The organism is Paenibacillus sp. cl141a, from assembly GCF_900109305.1.
GTDB lineage: Bacteria > Bacillota > Bacilli > Paenibacillales > Paenibacillaceae > Paenibacillus_AQ > Paenibacillus_AQ lautus_A.
On sequence record NZ_FNZO01000001.1, the window covers coordinates 919,976 to 945,664 of the forward strand.

The 25,689-nt window shown below is 49.0% G+C and carries 26 protein-coding genes and 1 riboswitch; of the genes, 20 read left to right on the forward strand and 6 right to left on the reverse strand.

The genetic code is table 11. The annotated features are described in order from the left end of the window. Positions 1-267 precede the first annotated feature (267 nt). From catA to BMX45_RS31210, 3 genes are all read left to right on the forward strand, one after another. Positions 268-921, forward strand: a complete 654-nt coding sequence (gene catA, locus BMX45_RS04335) for a type A chloramphenicol O-acetyltransferase (RefSeq protein WP_090908652.1) — start codon at positions 268-270, stop codon at positions 919-921. 240 nt (positions 922-1,161) lie between these two features. Beyond that, positions 1,162-1,491, forward strand: coding sequence for a four-helix bundle copper-binding protein (locus tag BMX45_RS04340; protein WP_090908653.1), 330 nt, complete (start codon positions 1,162-1,164; stop codon positions 1,489-1,491). 835 nt (positions 1,492-2,326) lie between these two features. Further along, entirely contained in the window at positions 2,327-2,485 is a 159-nt protein-coding gene (locus BMX45_RS31210) for a hypothetical protein (RefSeq protein WP_175495029.1), read from the forward strand. Between the two features lie 120 nt (positions 2,486-2,605). On the opposite strand, the gene BMX45_RS04345 is transcribed toward BMX45_RS31210, so the two are convergent. Then, a complete protein-coding gene (locus BMX45_RS04345; protein ID WP_090908654.1) occupies positions 2,606-3,811 on the reverse strand; it encodes an MFS transporter in 1,206 nt (401 codons plus the stop codon). Between the two features lie 149 nt (positions 3,812-3,960). Here BMX45_RS04345 and BMX45_RS04350 point away from each other — a divergent pair, with 149 nt between their 5' ends. From BMX45_RS04350 to BMX45_RS04370, 5 genes are all read left to right on the forward strand, one after another. Then, a complete protein-coding gene (locus BMX45_RS04350) occupies positions 3,961-5,181 on the forward strand; it encodes an aminotransferase class I/II-fold pyridoxal phosphate-dependent enzyme (RefSeq protein WP_254777944.1) in 1,221 nt (406 codons plus the stop codon). Next, a complete protein-coding gene (locus BMX45_RS04355) occupies positions 5,182-5,625 on the forward strand; it encodes a hypothetical protein (protein ID WP_090908656.1) in 444 nt (147 codons plus the stop codon). Between the two features lie 137 nt (positions 5,626-5,762). Continuing rightward, positions 5,763-6,509, forward strand: coding sequence for a helix-turn-helix transcriptional regulator (locus tag BMX45_RS04360; RefSeq protein WP_254777945.1), 747 nt, complete (start codon positions 5,763-5,765; stop codon positions 6,507-6,509). Positions 6,510-6,622: 113 nt separating this feature from the next. Next, entirely contained in the window at positions 6,623-7,048 is a 426-nt protein-coding gene (locus BMX45_RS04365) for a VOC family protein (protein WP_090908657.1), read from the forward strand. Positions 7,049-7,080: 32 nt separating this feature from the next. Next, a riboswitch (purine riboswitch) is annotated at positions 7,081-7,180 on the forward strand. 63 nt (positions 7,181-7,243) lie between these two features. Further along, the gene (locus BMX45_RS04370) at positions 7,244-8,407 is read left to right on the forward strand and encodes an MFS transporter (RefSeq protein ID WP_090908658.1); all 1,164 of its coding nucleotides are present in this window, start codon (positions 7,244-7,246) and stop codon (positions 8,405-8,407) included. A 144-nt stretch (positions 8,408-8,551) separates the two neighbouring features. On the opposite strand, the gene BMX45_RS04375 is transcribed toward BMX45_RS04370, so the two are convergent. Together BMX45_RS04375 and BMX45_RS04380 are read right to left on the reverse strand one after the other, a co-directional pair. Continuing rightward, positions 8,552-9,556: a substrate-binding domain-containing protein gene (locus tag BMX45_RS04375; RefSeq protein WP_090908659.1), complete on the reverse strand. Its 1,005-nt coding sequence runs from the start codon at positions 9,554-9,556 to the stop codon at positions 8,552-8,554. A gap of 138 nt (positions 9,557-9,694) precedes the next feature. Beyond that, on the reverse strand, positions 9,695-10,894 hold the full coding sequence (locus tag BMX45_RS04380) for an AGE family epimerase/isomerase (RefSeq protein WP_090908660.1): 1,200 nt from the start codon (positions 10,892-10,894) through the stop codon (positions 9,695-9,697). Positions 10,895-11,164: 270 nt separating this feature from the next. Here BMX45_RS04380 and BMX45_RS04385 point away from each other — a divergent pair, with 270 nt between their 5' ends. From BMX45_RS04385 to BMX45_RS04410, 6 genes are all read left to right on the forward strand, one after another. Continuing rightward, positions 11,165-12,148 carry a glycoside hydrolase family 5 protein gene (locus BMX45_RS04385; RefSeq protein WP_175495030.1) on the forward strand — a complete coding sequence of 328 codons (984 nt, stop codon included), beginning with the start codon at positions 11,165-11,167 and terminating at the stop codon, positions 12,146-12,148. Positions 12,149-12,651: 503 nt separating this feature from the next. Then, the gene (locus tag BMX45_RS04390; RefSeq protein WP_090908662.1) at positions 12,652-13,194 is read left to right on the forward strand and encodes a MarR family winged helix-turn-helix transcriptional regulator; all 543 of its coding nucleotides are present in this window, start codon (positions 12,652-12,654) and stop codon (positions 13,192-13,194) included. Positions 13,195-13,221: 27 nt separating this feature from the next. After that, positions 13,222-14,676: an aryl-sulfate sulfotransferase gene (locus tag BMX45_RS04395; protein ID WP_090908663.1), complete on the forward strand. Its 1,455-nt coding sequence runs from the start codon at positions 13,222-13,224 to the stop codon at positions 14,674-14,676. Further along, positions 14,669-15,679, forward strand: coding sequence for an ABC transporter substrate-binding protein (locus BMX45_RS04400; protein WP_090908664.1), 1,011 nt, complete (start codon positions 14,669-14,671; stop codon positions 15,677-15,679). The genes BMX45_RS04395 and BMX45_RS04400 overlap by 8 nt, the downstream gene beginning before the upstream one ends. 13 nt (positions 15,680-15,692) lie before the next feature. Then, entirely contained in the window at positions 15,693-16,475 is a 783-nt protein-coding gene (locus tag BMX45_RS04405; RefSeq protein WP_090908665.1) for an ABC transporter ATP-binding protein, read from the forward strand. 15 nt (positions 16,476-16,490) lie between these two features. Further along, positions 16,491-17,267 carry an ABC transporter permease gene (locus tag BMX45_RS04410; RefSeq protein WP_090908666.1) on the forward strand — a complete coding sequence of 259 codons (777 nt, stop codon included), beginning with the start codon at positions 16,491-16,493 and terminating at the stop codon, positions 17,265-17,267. A gap of 78 nt (positions 17,268-17,345) precedes the next feature. On the opposite strand, the gene BMX45_RS04415 is transcribed toward BMX45_RS04410, so the two are convergent. Next, a complete protein-coding gene (locus tag BMX45_RS04415) occupies positions 17,346-17,903 on the reverse strand; it encodes a helix-turn-helix domain-containing protein (protein WP_175495031.1) in 558 nt (185 codons plus the stop codon). A gap of 128 nt (positions 17,904-18,031) precedes the next feature. Here BMX45_RS04415 and BMX45_RS04420 point away from each other — a divergent pair, with 128 nt between their 5' ends. Further along, positions 18,032-18,625: a LysE family transporter gene (locus BMX45_RS04420; RefSeq protein ID WP_090908667.1), complete on the forward strand. Its 594-nt coding sequence runs from the start codon at positions 18,032-18,034 to the stop codon at positions 18,623-18,625. Between the two features lie 82 nt (positions 18,626-18,707). Here BMX45_RS04420 and BMX45_RS04425 read toward each other — a convergent pair whose 3' ends face one another. Together BMX45_RS04425 and BMX45_RS04430 are read right to left on the reverse strand one after the other, a co-directional pair. Next, positions 18,708-19,640: an L-lactate dehydrogenase gene (locus BMX45_RS04425; protein ID WP_090908668.1), complete on the reverse strand. Its 933-nt coding sequence runs from the start codon at positions 19,638-19,640 to the stop codon at positions 18,708-18,710. A gap of 257 nt (positions 19,641-19,897) precedes the next feature. Further along, positions 19,898-20,170: a hypothetical protein gene (locus tag BMX45_RS04430; RefSeq protein ID WP_090908669.1), complete on the reverse strand. Its 273-nt coding sequence runs from the start codon at positions 20,168-20,170 to the stop codon at positions 19,898-19,900. Between the two features lie 243 nt (positions 20,171-20,413). Between BMX45_RS04430 and BMX45_RS04435 the strand changes: the two genes are divergently transcribed. The 5 genes from BMX45_RS04435 to BMX45_RS04455 all read left to right on the forward strand — a co-directional run bounded on the left by BMX45_RS04435 (position 20,414) and on the right by BMX45_RS04455 (position 25,454). Further along, positions 20,414-21,838, forward strand: a complete 1,425-nt coding sequence (locus tag BMX45_RS04435; RefSeq protein WP_090908670.1) for a MocR-like pyridoxine biosynthesis transcription factor PdxR — start codon at positions 20,414-20,416, stop codon at positions 21,836-21,838. 109 nt (positions 21,839-21,947) lie between these two features. After that, a complete protein-coding gene (locus tag BMX45_RS04440) occupies positions 21,948-22,823 on the forward strand; it encodes an arylamine N-acetyltransferase family protein (RefSeq protein ID WP_090908671.1) in 876 nt (291 codons plus the stop codon). A gap of 174 nt (positions 22,824-22,997) precedes the next feature. Then, positions 22,998-23,327 carry a chaperone CsaA gene (gene csaA, locus BMX45_RS04445; protein WP_090908672.1) on the forward strand — a complete coding sequence of 110 codons (330 nt, stop codon included), beginning with the start codon at positions 22,998-23,000 and terminating at the stop codon, positions 23,325-23,327. A gap of 495 nt (positions 23,328-23,822) precedes the next feature. Further along, positions 23,823-24,740 (forward strand): HPr(Ser) kinase/phosphatase, encoded by a 918-nt coding sequence (gene hprK, locus BMX45_RS04450; RefSeq protein WP_009593767.1) that lies wholly within the window; start codon positions 23,823-23,825, stop codon positions 24,738-24,740. Positions 24,741-24,800: 60 nt separating this feature from the next. Continuing rightward, a complete protein-coding gene (locus BMX45_RS04455) occupies positions 24,801-25,454 on the forward strand; it encodes a M48 family metallopeptidase (protein ID WP_090908673.1) in 654 nt (217 codons plus the stop codon). Positions 25,455-25,689: the final 235 nt, after the last annotated feature.

Sequence of the window (25,689 nt, forward strand, 5' to 3'; positions counted from 1 at the left end):
TGCGTTCAAAAGTACATAAGCTGGCGGGAGCATGGATAGGCATTCTCTATTTTTTAAAAGCGGGATGATTTATAATAGGGACACAACACAATATGAGCGTTCAACACGGTCTTGTTCAATGATAGCGTGAAAGTCATCGGGATTTTAAATGTAATCGTTGAGCTTGCTGATTGATATATAAAAACTTTGGAGTGATGGCTTGTGGTTAAAGCGGTGGATGTACCCTCCTGAAGTAGTAGAACGATTTTATTTTAGGAGGGCAAAAAAATGAATTTCCATACCATTGATATCGAGCGGTGGAACAGACTGCCGTATTTTGAGCATTACACAAACGTAAATCAATGCACCTACAGCATGACTGTAGACACGGATATCACGCTGTTGCTTCAAGAACTGAAGATTGGGCGGTATAAGCTTTACCCGGCTTTTATTTACATGGTGACCCGGGTTGTCAATGAACGCGCAGAATTCAAAACCTCGTATAGCCCAGAGGGACAGCTGGGATACTGGGATTCCATGACGCCGAGTTATACCTTTTTTCACAAGGATGATCATACCTTCTCCAGCTTATGGACTGAATTTGTGAACGATTTTGATCGATTCCATGATCTATATGAGCAGGACATGGAACGTTATCGGGATGTCAAAGGGATCTTCGTTAAGGAGAATCCACCACCCAATACGTTTCCCATATCCATGATCCCCTGGGCAAGGTTTAGCGGGTTCAACCTGAATATTGCCCATGCTAAAGAATATTTGCTGCCGATCATCACGGGCGGCAAATACGCGGAGCAGGGAGGGCGCATGCTGCTTCCGGTTTCATTACAGGTGCACCATGCGGTGTGTGATGGTTACCATGCCAGCATGTTCTTTCAAGCTTTGCAAAAAATGGCGGATTCCTGTGAGGACTGGCTAAAATAATGGGATGTTCGATGAATGCCCAACTCAAAGTATATTAACGGAAATAATGATGCATTCATGGCATCATGAAGAAGGAGAGGCGGCTGCTGTGCAGTCGTCTTTTTTATCTAATCACACCTTTAAACTCGACAACTCGATGCTCCAAAAAATCTCATAGAATCTTCACAAGTTTTGGTTAATGACATACAACCTTGGTACAAGGTAATCCTATAATCGCTAACACCGAAAGGAGAATGTTGAATGTCACACGAATCATTTCAAAAATGCATCGAGGAATGCTTGCGCTGTATGGTAGCTTGTAACCATTGTTACACCGCATGTTTGGAAGAGCAGGATGTTGCGATGATGAAGGAATGCATACGATTGGATCGACAGTGCGCTGATATATGTAATTTCGCTGCTCAGGCCATGTCCACGAACAGCATGTATGCCAGAGAAATATGCAGGATCTGTGTCGATGTTTGTGAAGCTTGCGGAAACGAGTGCAAAAAGCATGACGCCAAGTACTGTCAGGAATGTGCGGAAGCTTGCTTCAGATGTGCAAAGGCATGCCAGGAGATGGCGGCTTAAGCAGGGGATCAATCGAGCAAATGGACGATGCGGAGGCTCGTTGCATGCTGGATGGGCTAGTTGTAGGGCGTATGTAGACTGAGTGGGCAGATGTAGATAGAATGATGGGGCACGTCTGCGTGCTGGAGTGAGAGTGTTATGATGATGAGGACAGGGGAGTCGCTAATCTAATTTCAGGAATGGGCCTGTTTTTAGGCGCATGTAGACGGAGGTGGCTCCGCTCATGCTGAAAATTGCTTCATATGGAGTCCATGAGGACAGAGGATCCGCTATTTCGCCGAAATGGGCCTATTATGGTGATCAAGCGGACACAGGATCCGTTATTCAACCATAATCACGGATGAAACCTCGCGAAATCCTGCAATAGCGGATCTCTTGTCCGCATATTGCCTTGAAATGGGAAAAACAAAGGAATAGCGGAACCAGTGTCCTCTAATATCCCAAATCCATGGAGTTTCACAAAGCAGGATCTATGGTAGAGTATCCTAATGAGTGAGTCGGTAATACGACGCAAACCCCAGGTGTTATATTAGTGAAATCTGACGAATCTGGAGTCGATGGGGACAGAGGATCCGCTATTTCGCCGAAATGGGCCTATTATGGTGATCAAGCGGACACATAATCCGTTATTCAACCATAATCCTCGCGAAATCCTGCAATAGCGGATCTCTTGTCCGCATATTGAACAAAGGAATAGCGGAACCAGTGTCCTCTAATATCCCAAATCCATGGAGTTTCACAAAGCAGGATCTATGGCGTTTCCTAATTAGGGGAATCGGTAATACGACGTTAATCTAGGGTGTTATTATGGTGATTAGCCGAATAAGGAGATTGTATGGACAGCGGATTCGCTATTTGCTGGAATCGGCATGATATTGGACTCATGCCGATTCCAGCCGAACTGAATAACAGCATAACAAAAAGCTTACGCCGTTATACAACGGGTAAGCTTTTTGAATTCCAAACGGCTTTGGATGAGTTGATTATCGAGTGAATACTTTTTTACTGTGCCGTTTTTTCGAGAATATAACTGTTATAGCGAGAATGGCCCGATTTCCGCCCGTACAACAAAATCCCTCTCATCTGAAAATGAGAAGGATTGAAATAGAGGTTTTTATGAAGCTTTAACCGATGTCAGGAGCGTTAACTCCGATTGCTCTTGGTCGAGCTGATGGCAGCGGGAAGTTATGACAAAAGCTCCGATAGCGAATGCAATTGCGGCCCACGGCAGGTAGGCCAGGCCAATGCTGTCTACGACCAGGCTGCCCAGAAGGGAGCCGAGCGCAATTCCCATGTTGGATGCAACCGGCATGAGCGTGGATGCGAAGTCCTTGGAGCCGGGCGAAGATTCATCTGCCAGATCAATCAGGTATAACTGAACGGCGGTACTGAGCGCAAAGGAGAAGCAGGCCACCAGCATCAAGGATGCCAAAGCCATCCACTGGAGCGATAAGGTGAGGGCCAGAGCCGTCATAATCATCGCTTGGATGGTGAAAATCACTTTCAATTTTACCCGGGAATTGCCTTGCGCTACCTTGGCGCCAAGCCAGTTGCTTAGAATCGTGAAAGCGCCGTAAGCCAGCAACACGGTGCTGATCCATTGCTGAGGTATCCCCAGCACGTTCTCCAACAGCGGCGTGATGTACGTGTATACGATAAATACGGAGCCTACGCCAAAGACCGGAATGAAGAATGCAAGACGAATCCGTTGATTTTTGAACAAGGCAAATTGCTGCTTCATGGAGCTTACGCTAATCGTATTGCTCTTTGGCATAACGGCCAACATGAACGCAAGCGGGATGATCCCCACAAGTGAAGTAACGATAAAAGCGGTTTGCCATCCAGCCATTTGGCCGATTTGCGTTCCGACGGGAACGCCCAGGACATTCGCTATGGAAAAACCTCCAATGATCCAGGCAACCGCGCCAGCCCTGCGGGAAGCGCTCATATGCTCGCTGGTTGCGGCAATGGCCAGCGACAAGGTCAATCCGCACAGAATGGCGGTGATGATGCGAATGAACAGCATAACAGGATACGTGGTGGCGAAGATGGTCAAATAATTAAACACCAACACCGCAATGTACGCTGACAGGATGGTAACATGCCGCGGGATGCGTCCGAGCAGCGTCACTGCTAAAGGCGTTCCGAGCGCATAAGCGATAGCAAAGCAGGATACGAGGACACCTGCAGCCGCAAGCGAAATGCTGAGGGTTGCGCTAATGTCCTTCAATAATCCAACAATGACGTATTCGGTGGTACCCAGCACAAAGGCTGCAAACGTAAAAGCGATAATAAAAATGGTTTCTCTCAATCTGGTCATGGTTGTCTCTTCTCCTGGTTTCTCTTTTTGTATGGTTCGATCTTACGTTATGAAAGGCTTTTCAAGTCAAGCCCCAGATCGGAATTCCAAGAGAAGCTCTGCCGGCTTCATGCTATAATGTAGGAAAAAAAGTGGAGTGGGTGGATACCATGCCGAATCAAACTTCAAAGCGATCATGGCGTGCAGACAAATTATCACAGATCGGTTCTTCGATATTTGCCGAGGTCAGCGAATGGAAACAAGAAGCTGCCCAGGCGGGGAGACATATCATCGATTTGAGTATCGGCAGTCCTGACCGTGGTCCTTCTGACGATATACGCGAGATCCTGAGCCAAGAAGCGCTAAAAGAAGATAACTATACATATCCGGGCACCAGAGGAACTATGGAATTCCGAGAGCAGTCGGCAGCATGGATGAAGCACCGCTTCGGCGTGAACGTCGATCCCGATACGGAAATACTGGCCTTAATGGGCTCTCAGGACGGATTATCGCATCTGGCTCAAGCCATATGCAATCCGGGGGATTTGGCTATTGTGCCGAATCCGGGATATCCGATTTATGCCGGAGCCCTTGCGATCGCAGGGGTAACACCATGGTATTTGCCACTGAGAGAAGAGCGGGGATTCGTGCCCGATCTGGACAGCATACCGGAGGAGATTTGGATGAAAGCGACCTTCATCCTGCTGAATTTTCCGGGGAATCCGATTGCGGTTCAGGCTGATCTTGCTTTTTTTGAAAAGTTGGTCGGTTTGGCGAAAAAATGGGACGTGCTCATCGTCCATGACCTGGCCTATTCCGAAATGGGCTTTGACGGTTATCGTCCGATAAGCGTACTGCAGGCTCCAGGCGCTATCGACATCGCGGTGGAGTTTCACTCCTTCTCCAAAAGCTTTAATATGGCAGGCTGCCGCATCGGTTTTCTTGCCGGTCATGAGGAAGCTGTCGGCGCGCTGCGGGAATACAAAAGCAACATCGATTTCGGCGTGTTCAAGCCGGTTCAGACGGCGGCGGTCCATGCCTTGCGTCAAGCCATGGCTGCTTCCCGTGAAGATCGCGGTGTTGCTTCGCTGTATGAACAACGCCGTGATGTCCTCGCAGCTTCCCTGGCCGAAGCGGGGTGGGACGTCCCTAAACCCAAAGCCACGATGTTTCTATGGGCTCGGCTGCCAGAAGCTTTTCGCGAGGAAGCATGGAGTTCGCGGCGGTTCGCCCGCGAATTGCTGTTGAATACAGGCGTAGCTGTTATTCCAGGAGATGCTTTTGGCTCTGAAGGTGAAGGCTACGTGCGAATCGCGCTGGTCCAGGAAGAGGAAGCTCTGCGCGAGGCGGCGGTGCGCATAGGGAAATTTATTGGAGGTGTTTCGCCGTAAATGAAATGGCTTGGAGTCGGCTTCGCCATGTTTCTGGCGCTGACGCTGTTCCCTCAGAGTGCGGGCGAACTTGTTCATCATCAGGCATCGTACATAGAGGAAGTTGAGGGTGATGACAGCAACACGCCTTTTAAGGTGCAATATATAGATTTGGATAAGTACCAGAGCGTCAATGCGTATGAAAACACGTTTACCACCATGCCGGAGCAGGGCAGCAAATTAACCGTTAAGGTTCATAACAAGAACAGCTCTGGCCACGTGATGCTGAAGGTCTACCGGGGAACGGAGGAATTCGGATATACGGATGTCAAAGCCGGTACGGAGCGAACCCGGACATTCGCCATGCATGACGGGCGTGGAGTAACGGGGGATTGGAAGGTTTACATTACGTCGCGAGACGGTCAAATTATGAACCTGCAGATTCAAGCAGGACAACATGATTAATAGACGCTAAGACTACATTTTTCCATTCAAGTTATTTGCTAATTCAAGCATAATTAAGGGTGAGCCCATTGCGGAATTTTATGCCTGTACAAGCACCGGCCATAGAGATTCAATCTCCTGCTTCAGATTATGCCTATATGGAATATAGGCCGTGCCAGCCATTGATGCCATATGTAGCCTGTTATTGGAGTTTGGAATACCGAGTCACGTCCATTCAAGCTCCGCTCCATCGCATCCTTCCTGACGGTTGCGTGGATATCATATTTAATCTGAAGGCACGGACCGCCTCGGCCTCTGGCTTCGTTACGGGTCTGATGTCCCGTTATGAAGCGGCGATACTCACGCAGGAGCAGTCTCTGTTCGGTATTCGCTTCTATGTGGAAACCGTTCGTCCGTTCATCCACTTTCCCGCTTCCGAATTTCGGGAGGGTCCCGTTCTCTTGGATGAAGCGTGGGGGGCAGAGGTGAATCACTTGAACGAAGAAATGGTGACAGCTCTCGATTCCGCCCGACGCATCGAGCTGATTGAGACGTTTTTATTCAACGCGTTAAGACGGAGTAGCTTACATTCTGAGCCGCTGGTGGAGCAAGGCATGCAGCATTTATACGCCTCCAAGGGGAGAATAACCATTCATGCCTTGGCCGAAAAAATGAATTACAGCGAGAGAAACATAAGAAGAGCGTTTCAGAAGGAATTGGGCATGAAGCCGAAGGAAATGACGGACATCATACGATTCCAGAATTTGCTGCAGGGGATGCGTTGTTCCAAGCCTAACCGGTTTCCTGAAATCGCTGCCCAATACGGATATTATGATCAGCCTCATTTTATTAACACCTTCAAACGCTTATACGGCATGTCGCCGAAACAGGCTTTTCAACCATAAATTTTGTATCCATGGCGGCGGCAAGGTTTGTCCGTTTTTTACAATCTTTCATTCGGGTGTTGAACGACAATGGGGTAGAAGTAACAATAATGATGTACAGGAGGTATCGTAAAATGAGAGCAAGCATATCCGTACTTACGATTGGCGTTGATGACCTGGAACGATCCCTGAAGTTTTATCGTGACGGGCTCGGGCTCCCGACCGAAGGAATCGTTGGCACTGAATTTGCGCATGGGGCCGTAGCATTTTTTGACTTGCAAGCCGGTGTGAAGCTGGCGATATGGAATCGCAAGGATCTGTCGGTTGAAGCGAATGTTCCCTTATCGTCCCCGAGTTCTTCGGAATTCACGATCGGCCACAACGTCGGCAGCAAGGAAGAAGTGGATGAGGTGATGGAGCAAGCCAGTAGAGCGGGCGCGACCGTTACCGTACCGGCACAAGACACCTTCTGGGGAGGCTATTCCGGTCATTTCCTCGATCCGGACGGGCATTTGTGGGAGATTTGCTGGAATCCTGCATGGGAGGTTGATCTTTCGTGACGGATATGATAAATTAATCAACGATTGTTCCGCAACTGAATATTTTATTTGAATGTATAACCTCATTAATATGGTCTGAGGGTCTCTACCAGGAACCGTAAAATCCTGATTACAGAAAATGTTTTCCATTTTTTGTAATCAGGATTTTTTTGTTGATTATAAACATGACATCGAAGAAAGGGGATTTCATTCCAGATGAATCTGAAAGTATTAATTCTAGCGATATCGACGATTTCCGTCGGGCTGGTTGAACTTATTGTTGGCGGGATACTGCCGCTCATTGCGGACGACTTGCATATTTCACTCGGTACGGCGGGTCAGCTGATTACCGTGTTCGCCCTGGTCTATGCGATAGCGGGACCGGTGCTTCTTGCGCTGACGGCAAGAGTGGAGCGCAAACGACTCTATATGATTTCCTTGTTTATTTTCTTTATTGGTAACTTGCTGGCTTATGTAAGCCCAAACTTTACGCTGCTCATGGCAGCCAGAATCTTAACCGCGATGAGTACGGCGCTGATTATCGTGTTATCTTTGACAATAACCGCCAAGGTGGTTGATCCTGCACATCGCGCTAAAGCCTTGGGCGTTATCTATATGGGGATTAGTTCGTCATTGGTGCTAGGCGTGCCGCTCGGCATCCTGATCAGCGAGGCTTTCGGATGGCGGGTGTTGTTCCTGGGTATCGGCTTCCTGTCGATCGGTTCCATGATTTTGATCTATATGTTCCTGGACCGGATCAAGCCTGAAAATGTTACGCCGTTATCCGTTCAGATCAAGGCGCTGGGCAAGATGAAAATCGCCGGTGCGCATCTGGCCACCTTGTTCATGCTTGCAGGGCATTACACCATATATGCGTACTTCACGCCGTTTCTTGAATCTGAACTTGGTCTGAGTCCTTATTGGATCAGCATCTGTTACTTCCTGTTCGGACTATCCGCCGTCGGCGGCGGGGCGTTCGGGGGCGCGCTTGCGGATCGGCTCGGATCGCATAAGAGCATCGTAATCATCATTACGTCATTCATGCTGGTATTGTTCGTGCTTCCGTTATCCACATTTTCGATTGGCGTGTTTTTAATCGTGATGATGATATGGGGGGCATTGAGCTGGAGCCTGGCTCCTCCTCTGCAGAATTATCTGATTCAAGTGGATCCGGGTTCGTCCGATATCCAGCAAAGTTTTAACAATTCCGCGCTGCAAATCGGTATCGCATTGGGCTCTGCCATTGGGGGGCTCGTGTTAGAGCAGGGAGGCACTGTAGCCAGCACGGCCTGGGTCGGCGGGGGGATCGTCATCGTGTCCCTGGTTTGTGCCGTTTATTCCTTGACGAGACCTGCGCTAACGTGGAAGACAAGCAAATAAATAGCCGTACGTTTTTCGCGAATTAGAAAAGACAGCCGCATCCATGCAGCTGTCTTTTCTTTTGCAATCGTGTTGCACATCGTGCGCACTGCTCCCCGTGCGCACGATGCGTGGTTTGGGGCATGCTTGTATGGTGGGAGGAGTTTACATCTTGGCGACGGAAGAACGATAGATGATCTTGCCCTTCACCACAATTCTGCCGAATTTGGTATCAGGGGTGCTGATTTTGCTTAAGATGGACTGGATCGACGTTTGAGCCAGCTGCTTCATATTGACTTCAACCGTCGTCAGGTGCGGCACGGTCAGCGTAGCGTAGATATCGTTGTCAAAACCAACGACGGAGCAGTCATCGGGAATGCGGTAACCCATGCCTTGCAACTTCTGTACAACCAAATAGGCGACCTGATCACAATTACATACGAAAGCCGTTGGCAATTCACCCGGAATCTCGATGTCGAGATAATTGCCGTACTCATTCCGATCGTTGATCACCCAGTCCTGCTGAAGCGGGATATGATGCTCCAGCAGCGATTTATAGTAACCCAGGAACCGATCCTGAATGCTGCTTGTGGCATGCAAGCTGCCCACGTAGGCAATGTTGCGATGCCCTTGCCGGATCAGGTAATTCGTAAGTTCATAGGCACCGTAAAAATTATCGGAAACCACCGCGTCAATATCCGAATGGTCATCGTAGAAGTCCAGAAACAAAATCGGCGGTTCGATGGCGTGCATGATCTCGATGTAGGGCTTGCCAATTTGTCCCAGCAAAATGAATCCGTCCACTTTGCGATCATAATAGATGCGCGGCAGCTGCAAGGACTGTTCATCCGAGCTGCTTAATATATGAAGTATGCCGTAATACCCATAGTCTTCCAATCCCTTGGAGATTTCTTGATAGACACGCAGATAGAACGATTGGTCGGGTCCGGTAAAACGTTCGGGAATGATGACGCCGATGTTGTAGGTCAGCCCTTCGCGCATGGATCTGGCAACGGTGTTCACCCGATAACCCATTTCGCTGGCGACGGCTTTGATTCTTGCCTTTAACTCGTCGCTTACGCCTTCCTTGTCGTTCAGGGCTTTCGAGACGGTCACCGTGCTGACGCCAACTTGCTCCGCGATGTCCTTCATCGTTATGTTTTTGTTCATCGCGTTTGTCTCCTTTTATCTACAGTCGAAGTAGAGCATCTGTCCGAGTATGTATGCAACCATTCCTTGATTCAAGTACAGTATACCTGCTCGTCTGAGACAAATAAAGGCGAAGGCGCATTTCTGATTGTTATTCTGTTAGAGCTTGCTGCTTATCTGTTCGATTCGATTTAAAATTTCCAAGCAAAATCGACTGTTATGATAGGGACATTTCCATGGTCCGGCCATCTCATGCTGATCCGGTCGTCCGTTCTCATTAACGGACCAAAACCATTCGCTGCCGGGGCGGGAATCGATAATATTTTTTTTCGTATAATCCCACATGCTGAAGAACTGTTCTAGGAATTGAATATCTCCCGTACGCTGATAGGCATTGAAAAAACCGACCATAGCCTCAGCCTGGACCCACCAGATTCTGGAGGTATCCAGATGTGAGCCTTCTTGCTCATTCATGAGCGAACCATCCTTCTGCACGGCCCGTTCAGAAACGGCATACGCCAAGTCCAGAACCATGCGCTTATAATCCGGATTCGTGCTTCCGATGACATCAAGTGCCTCATCCATCAACCAGCTGGCCTCGATATCATGGCCAAATGAAGTGACATCCACGAGCGGGTTCCAATCCTTGTCAAAAAATACCCCTAAATGTCTCCGATCAGCATCGAAAATATGATGGTACAGAATGGACAGTAGGTTATGAAGCGATTCTCGGACCACCGCCTCGGGCCAAGCCCGATAAAGCGTGGAGTAAGCTTCCAGGACGTGAATATGCGTATTCATCGTGATATGCGCGACCACGCCGTTGCCGCTAAGCATTTCGTTGGGCTGTTCGTTCCACTCCCGGTCGAACTCTTCCTTGTAGGCCTGCCGTTTCGCATCATACCCCTTACTCTCGATCAGACGGTACAGCTCTTTGGCCAGATCCAATGCCTCTTGGTTCCCGGAAGCGCGGTGGTATTCGCTTAATGCATATACGCCGAACGCTTGATTGTAGATATGTTTCCTCGTATCTGTCGGGACTCCCTTGTAATCCACCATCCAATACAGTCCGCCATATTGGCGATCAATGAGGTGGCGCGCGAGAAATTGAAAGGCATGCCTGGCATACTCTGCGTAGATTTCGTGCCCCGTCGTCCGATAGGCTGCGCTAAAGCTCCATAACATTCTTGAACAGGCAATCCCGCCTTTGGCTGCTTGTTTATCGATCTTTAAATCGGCGTTCACTTGGCCGTAAAACCCGCCGTTGGTTTCGTCCTTCAATCCCCCCCAAAAAGGCAGGATATGCTCCAGCCATTCTTTTCGGATTTCAGAACTCAGGGTATGTAAAGTCATTGTCATATAATGCCTCCGTTATAAAGTTATCGTTAACCTTAGAGAATATATTAAGAAAAGGTATCGTTCGATGTCAACGAAATCTTTTGTACGCAACATTATTATAAACACATCTACACCATTGACAGGTGATGGTTAGGCATATAATATTCAAAATATTACTTTAACGATTACCTAAATGATTCGGACTTTAAGAAGAATCTAAACACTTCGGTTTTGATCCATCACCTAGTACCGAGGCTAGAAATCAAATGAGATGAATCCAGAAGGAGGAAGATGATGTTGATATGGATGCAAGGGTGGAAGTCTATTCTAGTCGCGATCCTGGCGTTTGTGTCAGTAGGCGGTGAACTTTCTACTCCAGAAGCAGTCACAGGATTTTATGTAAACGGTACCCAGCTGTATGATTCAACAGGCAAAGCCTTTGTGATGAGGGGGGTAAATCATCCCCACACCTGGTACAAGAATGATCTGAACGCGGCTATTCCGGCTATCGCGGAAACGGGAGCCAATACCGTACGAGTCGTCTTGTCGAACGGGTCGCGCTGGATCAAAGATGATCTGAACGCCGTCAAAAGTATCATTTCAGTGGTGTCACAGCATCAAATGATAGCCGTTCTGGAGGTGCATGACACGACAGGCAAAGATGATGATGCTTCCCTTGAAGCGGCCGTCGACTATTGGATCAGCATCAAAGGGGCATTGATCGGAAAAGAAGACCGCGTCATCGTCAATATTGCCAATGAATGGTATGGAAATTGGAACAGCAGCGGATGGGCCGATGGTTATAAGCAGGCCATTCCCAAATTAAGAAGCGCGGGCATTAAGAATACGTTGATCGTTGATGCCGCCGGATGGGGGCAATACCCGCAATCCATCGTGGATGAGGGGGCCGCGGTATTTGCTTCCGATCAACTGAAGAATACGGTATTCTCCATCCATATGTATGAGTATGCCGGTAAGGATGCCGCTACGGTGAAAACGCATATGGATGATGTTTTAAACAAAGGGTTGCCTTTAATCATTGGGGAGTTCGGCGGCTACCATCAAGGTGCCGATGTCGATGAGATTGCTATTATGAAGTACGGGCAGCAGAAGGAAGTGGGCTGGCTGGCTTGGTCCTGGTACGGAAACAGCCCGGAGCTGAACGATCTGGATCTGGCTGCTGGGCCAAGCGGAAACCTGACCGGCTGGGGGAACACAGTGGTTCATGGAACCGACGGAATTCAGCAAACCTCCAAGAAAGCGGGCATTTATTAATGTCGGATTAAGGTCGATGAGATTGCTTCTTAACAGCAAGCCAAACATAGGGATGCATGCAGGCTGTCGAGGAACCGTCTCGACGGCTTTTTTCTATAGGATTTTCTGAATCGACATACAGCCTATTCTTGCATCCACTTCGAGACCTATCGACAAAGAAGAGGAACAACCTTGATGCAATATCAATATGCTTGGCTTTGGAGAAACCTGCATCTAGTGCGGGGTTTTGTTTTGATGGTTTAAATATATATTTAATTCCTACTTGACAGGTGGTATTAATTGGTTTAATCTAGCCACAAGCAAATTCATTCAGTCCTCATTAAATGATCATTCATTATCTTAGTATTGAACGATATATCAGCCGATTGGTCTACCAAAGGCTCCTGTTTACTCGATTTCGTTATTTTAACGGAAGGGGAAATGGGAGCCTTTCTGTATTTTCCGGACATCGTTACGGATTATGACTTGGAGTCTGAGGCTATCGTTCCACAGGAAGGAGCGGCATGGAAGAAACGGATTGGGCATTAATGGAAGAGGCGGATTGGCATTTTCGCAAAATGGTGCGGAGATTTGTCAAGGAGCGTGACAAAATCTCGATAGAAGGCGTATCGCTGCCAGGTTTGTTGATCCTGAACACCATATTGCGGGATGGGGAGCAGAAGCTTGGGGAGCTTGCGGAACAGCTCGATTTTACGTCCGGAGCGGTAACGGCCTTGTGCGATAAACTTGAGGCTTGCGGGTTCGCGGTGAGAAGACGGAGCGAGAGCGATCGGAGATCGATTGTGCTGGACCTCACGGATGCAGGAAGAGAAATGCTGAAGCGTAACGAATACATAGGCGGTCGTTCGATCGAACGAATATTCGGAATATTCTCGCATGAGGAGCTGCGGGATCTGATCCATTATTTTGAACGGTTGAACGATCATCTGGAGGGCTTCTCGGATTTCGTGCTTCGGCCGCCCCGCCCATCTTTCGATACGCCGGCAGCAATTGATCAAAGCAATCCAGGCTCACTGAAACGCTCGAACAAATTCATTTCTTACTAAAATTCATATTAGAAAGGAAGTTGAACGATGGGACATCCAACGATTTATCCAACGGGTACAACCGTATTTCAACCGGGGAAGGCGTGGAGCGGCTACACGATTTATCAAGCCGCGGATACCGGCGCCCTCCTGATTGACATGAACGGCCGGGAGGTTCACTTATGGAAAGGGCTTCGGGGTTTTCCGAACAAGCTCTTTCCCGGAGGTTATGTGCTTGGGAGCACCTCAGAGCGCGATCCGAAATACGGGTTTCAGGATGAAACCAATCTGGTACAGGTCGACTGGGAAGGCAATATCGTCTGGAAATTCGATCGTTATGAATACATAGAGGATCCGGGTCATCCGGCACAATGGATGGCTCGCCAGCATCATGATTACCAGCGGGAGGGCAATCCCGTCGGTTATTATGTACCCGGGCAGGATCCGAAGGTAGATTCCGGCAATACGCTGATTCTTGCTCACAAAAATGTGAAGCGTCCCGAAATTTCCGACATCGAACTGTTGGACGATACGATCATCGAAGTGGATTGGGAAGGCAATGTCATTTGGGAATGGGCGGTTAGCGATCACTTTGATGAACTCGGGTTTGATGAGGACGCGAAACTAGCGTTATCCCGTGATCCGAATACCCGCGGCTTCGGAGCCCATGCCGGCGATTGGATGCATATTAACTCGGCATCTGTGCTTGGTCCTAACCGGTTTTATGATGCGGGGGACGAACGCTTCCATCCCGATAATATCATCTGGGATGCACGGGAAACGAACATTATTGCCATCATCGATAAAAGAACCGGGAACATTGTCTGGAAGCTTGGCCCTGACTATTCCACGGAAGAAACGAAGCATATTGGCTGGATTATCGGCCAGCATCATGCTCACCTCATACCGAAGGGACTTCCGGGCGAAGGCAATATTCTGATCTTCGACAACGGCGGCTGGGGCGGATACGGTAAGCCGAATCCGGAAGCGGCAGATGGCTTGAAGATAGCGCGGCGCGACCATTCGCGAATTCTGGAAATCAATCCCGTAACCTTAGAGATTGAATGGCAGTATACGCCCACGGAGGCCGGCTTTCAGGCTCCGCTGGACTCTTACCGATTCTACAGTCCGTATATCAGCTCAGCACAGCGTCTGCCTAACGGCAACACCTTGATTACCGAAGGAGCCGACGGCCGAATATTCGAGGTGACAAGAGAATTTGAACTGGTATGGGAATATATATCGCCTTATAAAAATATCCGCAACTCCAATATGGTCTACCGCGCATACCGGGTTCCTTATGAATGGGTGCCACAGCTTGAATTGCCCATAGAGACCGAGATTGCTCCGCTTGATGTGGCAGATTACCGCCTGCCAGGTGCCGCACCGAGAGGTGCCGTTACGACCGTGGAAGTAGAAGGCACGATCTCCTATGGGGAGGGGGCGTTATGCGTGGCCAGGACCGACGAAATAACGCAGAAAGAAAGGGATCGCGATGCGTAGACCTTATTTGAAACGATGGCATGCTTGGTTTCTGATATCGACGCTGGCAATGAGTTTGCTTAGCGGATGCGGTAAGGCCAGCGGTGACAGTCAAGAGAGTAAATTTCAATTGAAAATCGCCGATATTTCCACGAATGCGGTGTTTCGTATAGCTAAGAGCAAGGGGATCTTCGACAAACACGGGATTGATGCCGAGCTGGTGAACTTCGCAACGCCGGCCGAAGGCGTGAACTCCTTGTTTATTAAGCAGGTGGATGTTGCATTCGGTGCAGACTTCCCACTCCTGAATGCTGTTAGCAAAGGCGATTACTCTATATTCGCCTCAACCGGAACAGCCACGGATTTGAGCGCAAGCGAATGGAAATTGTTCGTCCGTAAAGAGATCGCCAGCGCTGCCGATCTCAAGGGCAAGAAATTGAGTTTCTCCAGGGGCACATTCATTCCCTATCTGTGGGATGTTTATCTCGCCGATAACGGGGTTGCATTGTCGGATGTGGAGCTGATCGGGCAAGGAGGCTTCGACGAGGCCTACGTGGCGTTGAAAAAAGGCGAAATTGACGCCGCATGGGTATATGGCGCAGTGCTGAACGAAAAGTTCGGTGCCCTAGCCGAAGCCAGAGAGCTGTCGGATATGTCGAAGACGCCGGTAAGGCTTGGCACCGGTTTGATCGCTTCGAATGAATTAATCAACAGCAACAAGGAAGGATTCGTAGCGCTTCTGAAAGCGCTGGATGAAGCGTCGGCTTATGCCCAAGCCCATCCGGAGGAAACAGCGGATTTGATGTACGAAGAAGTCAAACAGCCGAAGGAAGCGACCTTAAAGGATCTGCCGAAGAATCCATGGAGCATTGAATTTACGGACAAAGCCTATGCGGGATTGCAGGGACAGAAGGAATACATGGTCGCTAACGGTATCATCGAGAAGGATTTCGAGCTGAATGATAAATTGAATCTGGATTTGGTAAGAACAGCCTTCCCGGATCGAGTCATTGATTTGAAGTAAGGAGATGATGAAGATGAGAGCAGCGTCAAGGCAGAATGAAATCCATATTGAGCAGTTGAATAAAAGTTACACGCAGGCATCAGCATCGGCAGGCGGTTTACATTATATCATCCAGGACGTCAACCTGGCGGTTAAAGGTGGGGAGTTCTTCGTCCTTCTGGGACCGAGCGGGTGCGGGAAGTCGACGCTGCTCAGTCTGATCGCCGGCTTCGTCTCCAAGACATCAGGTCAAGTAAGGGTAGGGGAAAAGGAAGTGGAGCGCCCCGGCCAAGATCGTGCCGTCGTATTTCAGCAAGCCGACTCATCCTTGTTTCCGTGGCTGACGGTTAGGGAGAATGTGGAGTTCGGCCTCCGCATGAAACGGATGCCAGCTGAGAAGAGAAAGGAGATATCCGGCGAATTTATTGAGCTCGTGGGCCTTGCGGGACATGAAAGCAAATATCCGCGCGAACTGTCAGGCGGCATGAAACAACGGGTACAGCTGGCACGGGTGTTGTCCAATGATCCCTCGATCCTGCTCATGGATGAACCGTTCGGCGCATTGGACGCGATGACAAGACGCACGATGCAAAGGGAATTGGTCCGCATATGGCAGGATACGGACAAAACCGTCATCTTCGTGACCCACGATATTCAGGAAGCACTTCTGCTGGGAGGACGCATCGGCATTATGTCTGCAGGACCTTCCTCGAAAATAACGGATATCTATGAGGTGCCGCTTGCATACCCGAGAGATTTGTCAGACCCGGCCTTCCATGCCCTGCACAACCAAATCCAATCGCATTTTGACGAGTAGTGAGGAGGCGTTCCCGTGAGCAATCATCTTAAAAAATGGTCCCTGCATATCCTGTTATGGATGGTAGGACTTGGCGTCTGGCATCTGCTGTCCCTTGCGTATGGCCCGGAAATTCTGCCCGGTCCCGTCTATACGGCAAAGGGCGGATACGAATTGTTGACGGACGGCACTTTGATTCAATATATCGGAATCAGTTCGTACCGCGTGCTGCTTGGCTGGACGTTTGGCAGCCTGCTAGCGATCCCGGTCGGAATCATGATTGGGAAGGTCGGACCGATCCGTGCTTTCGCCGAGCCTTTCCTCAATTTCATTCGGTTCATTCCTCCGATTGCGTTCATAACCCTGTTTCTGGTCTGGTTCGGCATCGGGGAGACATCGAAGATCATGCTTATTCTGTATGCAACCTTCTTCATCGTGGTCTTGAATACGCTGACGGGCGTTTTATCCGTTGAGGAGGATAAGATCCGCTCCGCCCGCAGCATGGGGGCGTCCGAATGGCAGATTGTGCTGCATGTCGTCATTCCTGCAACCGTCCCTTTCATGTTCACCGGCATTCGGCTTGCGATGGGAACCTCGTTCATGGCGATTATCGGGGCCGAGATGATTGCATCCAATGAAGGCGTTGGTTATCTTATATGGAATTCACGATTGTTCTTCCGTACAGATTGGATATTTGTCGGCTTGATCTGCCTGGGATTGATGGGATTCCTGACAGACCGGGCCGTGGGGCTGCTCGGCCGCAAGCTGCTGTCCCGGTATGGGGTGGTCAGCGCAAATTCGCTGCGTCGGTAAAACGTTAATAATACAGCAGTTTCAAAACAGCAACGGCACCCTTCATGAAAAGGGTGCCGTTGCTGTTTTCCATCGACATCATGATCCGGAATAATGGATCACCATGCTTAACCGGTTCAGGGAATCCCCGGAATTATGATAAACATGAGGTTTGTCTGCTTTGAAGCGGATGGATTCACCTTGCTTTACCGTATATTCCTCCTGATCGACACGAACGGTGACCTCACCATCGAAAACGGTAATAAACTCTTCCGTACCCTCGATATGGGCCTCTGCACTTAAATAACCGCCATGTTCCATTTCTAATGAATATATCTCGAAGCGCCGCCCGTCTTCATACGGGAAATACGGATAAATTCGAATCCGGCCGTTATCCTCAACCAGTGCCTGCACTTCTTCCCGTGATACCACGACAGTACCGGAATGCGGCTCATTGATCAAAGACGAAAAAGAAAGCTTTAATCCGTTAGCGATCTTCCAGACGGTGGTTATGGAGGGGCTTGATTCCCCGCGTTCAATCTGACCCAGCATCGTCTTGCTGATGCCGGTCATTTCCGCGACTTTGTCCAAACTCAGCTTTCTCTGCTCCCGGAGCACCTTTAAATTGTTCGCCAATATCAGATTGATGGGTTTCAAATGATGGTTCACCTCTATACTGTACATATTGTGCGTTATAACACACATAAAGTATAATGATAACGCACGGTCGCTATAACGACCGATTAGAATCACTATAACATACAAACAAGAAAGGAGTTAAGAGCTTGTTTATCCTACCGCTGTTGACTTATGCCATTGTAGCTTCATTTACGCCCGGTCCCAACAACATTATTTCGATGACCAATGCACGAAGTTACGGTTTTCGAGCAACGATGCGCTTTATCGGCGGGGTTGCAGCCGGGTGTTTGATCATTATGCTGCTGTCCAGCTACTTCAACTTGGCAATGTATCAATACATCCCGAAGATTCGATCGGTTATGAATATGATCGGTTTCCTGTATATGATTTATCTTGCCGTAAAAATCATGCGTAGCAGGCCGCAGGGGGAAGCAGATGATAAGCCAGGCGGATTTAACAGCTTTACGTTCGGATTCATATTTCAATTCATGAATCCGAAGGTCATTTTATACGGGATTACGGCCGTATCGACCTTCGTGATGCCAATTGCAACAACCCAAGCGCAGCTGTTATTATTTTCGATACTGCTCACCATCGTTGGCATTTGCGCCAATATGACCTGGGCGCTATGCGGTTCGCTGTTCCAAAACCTGTTGTCCCGATATGAACGCACGTTCAATGTATTGATGGGACTGCTTCTGATAAACAGCGCATTCTCAATTTATGCAGCGAATGGATAGCAAGCGGGCCTCGTCGTGCACGGACGCCATGCCAAATAAAACAAGGCTTTCCGGAACGTTCATCCGGAAAGCCTTGTTTGGGTTATTCGAAGATTTTGGAAATCTGTTCTTTCAGTTTGTTAGCGGAAGCATGGAATTGGGTCAATTCCTCGTCGTTAAAGTCAAGGCTAAGAATTTCCCGAACCCCGGTGCGGTCAACCACGCACGGCACCCCTAGATATACGTCGGACACGCCATGGTAGTCTGTAAGCAGCGTGGACACATTGAGAACGGAACCCTCGTTTTGCAAAATGGAGACGATGATCCGGTCAAGCGCCAATGCGATGGCATAGGAAGTGGAACCTTTGGCGTTGATGATTTCATATGCGGCATTCTTGGTACGATCAAAGATATCTTCTCTTTCATGGTCCGTCAGATCGATCCCGATACCGGCAATGTTGGCGATGCTCCAGAGCGGCAGCTCGGAATCGCCGTGTTCGCCGACGATATGGGCGTGAATGCTGCGCGGATTGATGCCTTTGTTTTGACCGATCAAATAACGGAAGCGGGCGCTGTCGAGCAGGGTGCCGGAACCGATTACCCGATTAACCGGGAAGCCGCTCTTTTTCAATGTGACGTAAGACAGAATATCAACCGGATTCGTAGCCACGAGAATGATGCCGTGATCATTGTACTTCACGATATTTTGAATAATATCGTCAAATATGGCCGTATTCCGCTTCATTAAATCAATTCGCGTCTCGCCCGGTCTTTGGTTGGAGCCTGCGGCAATGACAATGATGTCTGCATCCTTGCAATCGCTGTAATCTCCAGCCCAAAGTTTCACCCCGCCAGCAAAAGGGAGCCCGTGGTTCATATCCAAGGCTTCGCCAAGAGCCTTGTCATGGTTGGCATCGATCAATACCAGTTCAGATACTCGTTCCCGCAAGAATAAGGTGTACGCAGTCGTTGCTCCTACAGCTCCTGTACCGATGATCACGACGCGGGACGGGCGCTGAGCTTCATTTTTAGTCATCCATGTTTCTCTCCCTTGTACTCAGTTAATGAAGTCCTATACATGGAAAGCTTCTAATTACTTACCCTAATGAGCAGTTATATACACAGCAACTCCATTAGGCGCTTTCGATAGTAATGATAACATATTCAGGAAGATTTAAGCAGTGGGAGTGTGACTTAAGTTACGATCATGCTCACAAATAGAAGGTTTTGATCGCACGTTACCTTTTATCTGTCTATTTGTCGATGTTGAACCGCCGTCGGCGCGATTCCAATTCATGCGAATGAAGTAAATCGCTCCTTTAGCTCCTGAAGCATGACCTTCCGGTATTCGTTCCCCTTATGGTAGAGTTCACCGATCCTTGTGTAGACCTGATCCCATTGTTCCTGATATGAACCGGCTTGTTGATCTGCGTGTTTTCTTTTGAACTCGTCCATGACGTTTTGGATATATGCCGGTCGAGCGCCCCATTGAAAGCGGTCATAGACTTGCCTAAACTGTTCCTGGGTATTGAGGATGCTGCTCAGTTTCATTCCCCGACTCTTCATGCCCTCCATAAATCGACCGGGGGATATGCCTCGCCCTATTTTGTTCCGAAGATGAATAGGCGTTGTCATTGGCTCATTCGTCCTTTCGTACTGAACGGGTAGTTTTGGTGTACATTCCGCCTATAGCTAGCCTAGAATATATTTGACCACATAGTAATGGTCACTTTGGAGCTGTTTGTGCAAGTCAGATTGAATGGAATGTGGGTCGTGAATTTATATTAAAAAAGCCTGAGGTGGTCCATGATGTTTGATATCCTTCTACCCGAGCAAAGCGAGTTTCCGTTATACCAGCAATTATACCTTCAACTTCGTGAGGGTATCCGAAACGGCGCAATTCCCGACGGACAACGATTGCCATCCGTGCGATCCCTCCAGCTTCAGCTTAATATAAGCAAGACGCCGATCGAGACGGCTTATCAGATGCTGACGGCAGAAGGGTATGTGATCAGCAAACCGAGGTCGGGGCTTTACGTCATGAATCCCTACAAGGAAATCTCATACTCCCAACAGCATCAACAGCCGCCCTCCATGACCACGATGTCAGTCATCCGTTCCCATGCGCATACCAATCCCAATGTCATCGATTTCAATCCAACCCGATTAGATCAAGCTGCCTTTCCGGTACGAATTTGGAATAAAATGCTCAAGGAAGCGCTGGACCACCACTTATGCGAGATCGGAATGTATGGGGATCCACAAGGCGAATACGCTCTTCGGCGCGTGGTTTCCGAATATCTGCGAAATTCCAGAGGGGTCAATTCAACGCCGGATCAAATTGTCATTGGTGCCGGAACGGCATATAGCATAGGCCTTCTCTCCAGGATGCTGAAAGGGATGAAGCATGTTGCCGTTGAGGAACCGGGTTACAGCCGGGTACGGGATCAATTTCAGCTGAATGGCTTCGAGATTCTTCCGATATCGCTTGGCGATAAGGGGATCTCGCTTGACCGATTGGAGCAAAGTCACGCAGAGCTCGTGTACGTAACGCCTTCTCACCAGTTCCCGACAGGAAGCATTATGCCGTATCCGGAGCGGGAACGATTGCTGGAGTGGGCGAATGCCAAAAAAGCATACATCATCGAGGATGATTACGACGGCGAGTTTCGCTACCAAGGCAAGCCGATTGCTTCGCTGCAAGGATTGGATGATAACGGACGGGTAATTTACGCCGGCACCTTCTCGAAAGTACTCACCCCCGCACTGCGGATGAACTATCTGGTTCTTCCACAGGCACTGCAGCATCAGTTGACCCAAATGCAGCAGGAGGTGTTTTTTGCCCCATCGCGTGTGGAGCAGTGGGCGATGACCGTTTTTTTCGAACAAGGGCATTGGTTTCGCCATATTCGCAAAGTACGTAACCTGTACAAGAAAAGACATCATCGGTTGATCGAGCTGATCGAGACTCATCTTGGCAAGTTTGTTGAAATTACGGGTCAGAATGCCGGGCTTCACCTTCAACTGCTCGTCAAAAAAGAAGCTACCTCGGAGGAATTGATTCAGGAGGCTGCGAAAGCCGGCGTGAAAGTATACGACTTGCGGAAGACGTGGATAAATCAGCGTCAAGACGCTGGACATTACCCGAGGATATACTTGGGATTTGCCAGTTTGAATGCGTCCGAAATGGAAACGGGCATACGGCTGCTGCAAAAAGCCTGGAACATGAACTAACCACTCGGGAACCCTCCTGTCTTTTATAACACCAACAAACTGACCATTCCATGCAGGTCAATTTGTTAGTTATGATAAGCAAAAAACAGGAGAAGGAGAGCAGGTATTTATGATCACGCATAGTGAGGTAAAGGCGTATTTGAACCGATTAGGCATATCCGAAATCAAGGCTCCGACAAAGGAATATTTATTCGAGCTGCATAAAGCGCACGTGGCAAGAATTCCTTGGCAGACCCTGGATATTTTTGCCGGGAAACCGACTCCCTTGGATATCCAAAATTCGGTACAACTGCTGATCCATCAACGAAGCGGTTATTGTTTTCATTTGAATGGAGCTTTTACCGCTCTTCTTCGAGCCTTGGGGTATGCGGTTAGTTGGCATAAGGCCGGCGTACAGCCGTTAGGACAAGAGCCACGGATTAACGGCTTCCATCTTGGATTAACGGTCAGCCTCATGAACGAAGAACTTGGGGAAGAAGAGTCTTGGCTTGTCGACGTCGGTCTCGGGGATATGCCATGGGAGCCGATCCCATTGAAATTCGGGAAATACGCACAGGGGCCTTTCACGTATATACTTGAGCCGTCCGGCATAACGGATCAGGGCTGGCGGTTGATCCATGATCCCCAATATTCCTATGTAGGGGTAGATTATGCGCCTGAGGTTGTAAACAGCTTGGAATTATTTAAAACAAATCATGAATTTTACAGCCGATCGCCGGAATCCCCATGGATGGATCTATTGGTTGTCAGGCAGCGGCACGATGTGGGCATGAGCGAGCTCAAAGGCTACATCTGGAGAAAATGGAACGGCAGCATGCTGGACGCCGCAGAGGTCTCGTCGAAATCGGAGTGGTTCGAGATCCTGGCGGACGTATTTAACGAGCCGCTCGTCAACTACTCCATTTTAGAACGGGATCAGATTTGGGCAAAGGTGTGCAAGCAGCATCAGAACTGGCTGAGGCTTGTGGAAGATCAACGATCTTAGAGGGGCCAGTCAGGCATCTCGTGTGACTCCTAAGCTGATCTCCTTCGTCATAGAACGTTCTAAACCAATCTGTCTCTTGAATGCTTGCAGCCCCAGGTGGTAAGATGGTACTTAAATTTCATGTCGCGAAGCACATGAACATGTTCCATAACCTACCTGTAAGGAGTTACATGCATGGCAACCATCGATGATTTTACCAAGCTGGATATTCGCGTCGGGACGGTCGTGGAAGCAGAGCCCTTCCCGGAGGCGCGCGTTCCCGCCATTAAAATGAAGATTGATTTCGGCCCGCTCGGGATCAAGCGTACAAGTGCACAAATTACGAATCGGTATGACGCGAATAGCGTTGTAGGAAAGCAAGTAGTGGCCGTCGTCAATTTCCCGCCTAGACGGATTGCCGGCTATCAATCAGAGGTGCTTGTGCTCGGCGGCGTACCGGAGCAGGGGGACGTGGTGCTCCTGAAGCCGGATTTCGATCTGCCGAATGGAACACCTATCGCTTAAGCTTATTCCATTTACCGATCCAAGCATCGGTTTTATGGTGAAGCTCTGCTCATACATGCGTTCCGGGACGGTCGCCTAACCCTCCTCCTTGAATATATCTAAAGTATCAGATGATTCAAGAGAGGATGTTGGCTTTGCAAACGGTTTCCCATGGTATCGTCCAAGAGTGGATTGCCTACACATCGAACTGTACACGCTGCTGGATTGGTCTCCTGATAGCCGTTCTTTGGCGTATGTCAAGAAACGGAGATGAACTACCACGCAGCCCTTATTATGAGATATCTAAGCCCTGTCCAATTGGGGAAATGGTCTACCCTTAATTCATCTTGTGGGCAGACGGCAACCATATCCGTCAAATCGGTGCGAGGCTGTCGTTCATCCAGCCTTCGAACAATGAGTTGCAGGAAAGTACCCGTCGGCCGTTGAATATATCCGAATGCTGCAATAATGATCAGGCCTTTTCAGGAACACTTATAGCCGCAGGAGGAGAACAACATGAAGTCGATTACCGTTCAAAGTCTTACGGAGTTATTTCATTTGGAAGTACTTGCAGGCGCCAATCGCATGGATCGAATGATTACCCGTCCGCAGACGCACAGACCGGGTCTGGAGTTTGTCGGGTATTTCGATTTTTTCCCGATGGAGCGAGTCCAGGTGCTCGGCCGTAAGGAGATTAACTATTTATTGACGCTTAGCATAGAAGAACGCAAGCTGCATATCGGGAATATCGTCAAATATCACCCGCCGTGCTTTATTGTCACCTCAGGACAGCAGGAGATCCCTTATCTGACCCTATTCTGCAATCAGGAAGGAATACCGTTGTTGCGTACGACCGAGACGACAACGGAGTTTATTGCCAAGTTGAACAGTTATTTGGTGAAGACGCTGGCTCCGGAGATGTCGATCCATGCGGTATGCGTGAATGTATCCGGGATAGGAATCCTGCTCCGCGGCAAATCCGGTATTGGCAAAAGCGAAACAGCCCACACCCTTATCCGGCGGGGCCATCGATTTGTGGCGGACGATATCGTGGTGCTCAAAAAGCTGGGCCCTTCGACTCTTCTCGGAACGCATAATGAGACAACCCGGGAGTTCCTTGCGCTGCGAAGCATCGGATTGATCAATGTGGTGCGTCAATACGGGCGAACGGCTTTTCAGGATGAGACGCGAATCGTGCTCGACATTGAATTGGTGCCTTGGCGTGAAAATTCCCTAAACAACGAGCTGGAGGCCGTGCCTCAATTTACGGAATATCTAGGCATCCAAATTCCTCATATCGAGGTTCAGCTTCAGCCGGGTCGCGACGTAGCCAGTCTGATCGAGGCGGCGGCCAACAATTGGTATCTTAAACAACTCGGCTACAGTGCGGCCGAAGACTTTATGAAACGAATCGAAAACGAGATGCAGTCGTGAGGCTTAAACGATTTTCCGCCATCTGATAATAAAAACTTACGGAAACGATGTTGGTGATAGATGAAAATCCAAATAGAACAACAACAAATCGAATGTCATGTAGAATACGGTCCACGCAAAAAGCTTTCGATCCAAGTCCACCCATCGGGTCTGATCACGGTGAAGGCGCCGAATCGTACAAGCGATGAGATGGTGATCAACGCCGTAAGGCGGCACGGGAGTAAAATCGTGAAGCAATTGCAAGCGATCGAGGCAGCCCGAACGGCTTCGAAGGTCAAGGCTTACGAGGATGAAGGCAAATTCCTTCATCTTGGGCAATATTATTCGCTTCATGAGTTAATCGAGACGGACGGGCGAACGGAAGAAGAGCTTCAACGGGATCTGAAGAGATTTTACTTCGCAAGCTGCAAGAAGATGATTGCGGAGCGCATCCGAATTTATCAGAAGCAGCTGAAAGTCACGCCGAAATCCTTCATCATCGAGGACTCCAAAACGAAATGGGGTAGCTGCAGCTCGGCAAAGCATCTTACCTTCAACTATCGCCTCGCGATGGCGCCCATCGAGGTCATTGATTATGTGGTCATTCATGAACTCTGTCATCTCTTGCATATGAATCATGACCGATCCTTCTGGCGATGCGTCGGCAGCGTGATGAAGGACTACAAAGCTAAGGAAGCGTTCCTTGCGAAGTATGGACATGCCATGACCTTGTAATGGAATGGTTACGAGTCATAGAGAGAGTAAGGACACTGCCTGATTTGGGCAGTGTCCTTTTTTTGAATGGATCCTGATCGGCTGATCTGATTCCATGATCCACTGGCAGCGTAGGCGCCAGGGCAGCTGCTTACCATGATTAACGGATTCCTGGTATTGGGGACGACTGCCATCTTGTCGACCAGTTATGCCGGCTGCTGCTTGCGTTGATCATAACATCTGTTTACATTAGAGT

Coding starts and splice junctions, on each gene's coding strand:
- BMX45_RS04350 (WP_254777944.1), top strand. CDS start 3,961: ATGCCGAATCAAACTTCAAAGCGATCATGGCGTGCAGACAAATTATCA.
- BMX45_RS04400 (WP_090908664.1), top strand. CDS start 14,669: ATGCGTAGACCTTATTTGAAACGATGGCATGCTTGGTTTCTGATATCG.
- BMX45_RS04390 (WP_090908662.1), top strand. CDS start 12,652: ATGGAAGAAACGGATTGGGCATTAATGGAAGAGGCGGATTGGCATTTT.
- BMX45_RS04385 (WP_175495030.1), top strand. CDS start 11,165: ATGATGTTGATATGGATGCAAGGGTGGAAGTCTATTCTAGTCGCGATC.
- BMX45_RS04425 (WP_090908668.1), bottom strand. CDS start 19,640: ATGACTAAAAATGAAGCTCAGCGCCCGTCCCGCGTCGTGATCATCGGT.
- BMX45_RS04395 (WP_090908663.1), top strand. CDS start 13,222: ATGGGACATCCAACGATTTATCCAACGGGTACAACCGTATTTCAACCG.
- BMX45_RS04360 (WP_254777945.1), top strand. CDS start 5,763: ATGGAATATAGGCCGTGCCAGCCATTGATGCCATATGTAGCCTGTTAT.
- csaA (WP_090908672.1), top strand. CDS start 22,998: ATGGCAACCATCGATGATTTTACCAAGCTGGATATTCGCGTCGGGACG.
- BMX45_RS04455 (WP_090908673.1), top strand. CDS start 24,801: ATGAAAATCCAAATAGAACAACAACAAATCGAATGTCATGTAGAATAC.
- BMX45_RS04435 (WP_090908670.1), top strand. CDS start 20,414: ATGTTTGATATCCTTCTACCCGAGCAAAGCGAGTTTCCGTTATACCAG.
- BMX45_RS04365 (WP_090908657.1), top strand. CDS start 6,623: ATGAGAGCAAGCATATCCGTACTTACGATTGGCGTTGATGACCTGGAA.
- BMX45_RS04345 (WP_090908654.1), bottom strand. CDS start 3,811: ATGACCAGATTGAGAGAAACCATTTTTATTATCGCTTTTACGTTTGCA.
- BMX45_RS04340 (WP_090908653.1), top strand. CDS start 1,162: ATGTCACACGAATCATTTCAAAAATGCATCGAGGAATGCTTGCGCTGT.
- BMX45_RS04440 (WP_090908671.1), top strand. CDS start 21,948: ATGATCACGCATAGTGAGGTAAAGGCGTATTTGAACCGATTAGGCATA.
- BMX45_RS31210 (WP_175495029.1), top strand. CDS start 2,327: ATGGACAGCGGATTCGCTATTTGCTGGAATCGGCATGATATTGGACTC.
- BMX45_RS04370 (WP_090908658.1), top strand. CDS start 7,244: ATGAATCTGAAAGTATTAATTCTAGCGATATCGACGATTTCCGTCGGG.
- BMX45_RS04375 (WP_090908659.1), bottom strand. CDS start 9,556: ATGAACAAAAACATAACGATGAAGGACATCGCGGAGCAAGTTGGCGTC.
- catA (WP_090908652.1), top strand. CDS start 268: ATGAATTTCCATACCATTGATATCGAGCGGTGGAACAGACTGCCGTAT.
- BMX45_RS04380 (WP_090908660.1), bottom strand. CDS start 10,894: ATGACAATGACTTTACATACCCTGAGTTCTGAAATCCGAAAAGAATGG.
- hprK (WP_009593767.1), top strand. CDS start 23,823: ATGAAGTCGATTACCGTTCAAAGTCTTACGGAGTTATTTCATTTGGAA.
- BMX45_RS04430 (WP_090908669.1), bottom strand. CDS start 20,170: ATGAAGAGTCGGGGAATGAAACTGAGCAGCATCCTCAATACCCAGGAA.
- BMX45_RS04355 (WP_090908656.1), top strand. CDS start 5,182: ATGAAATGGCTTGGAGTCGGCTTCGCCATGTTTCTGGCGCTGACGCTG.
- BMX45_RS04405 (WP_090908665.1), top strand. CDS start 15,693: ATGAGAGCAGCGTCAAGGCAGAATGAAATCCATATTGAGCAGTTGAAT.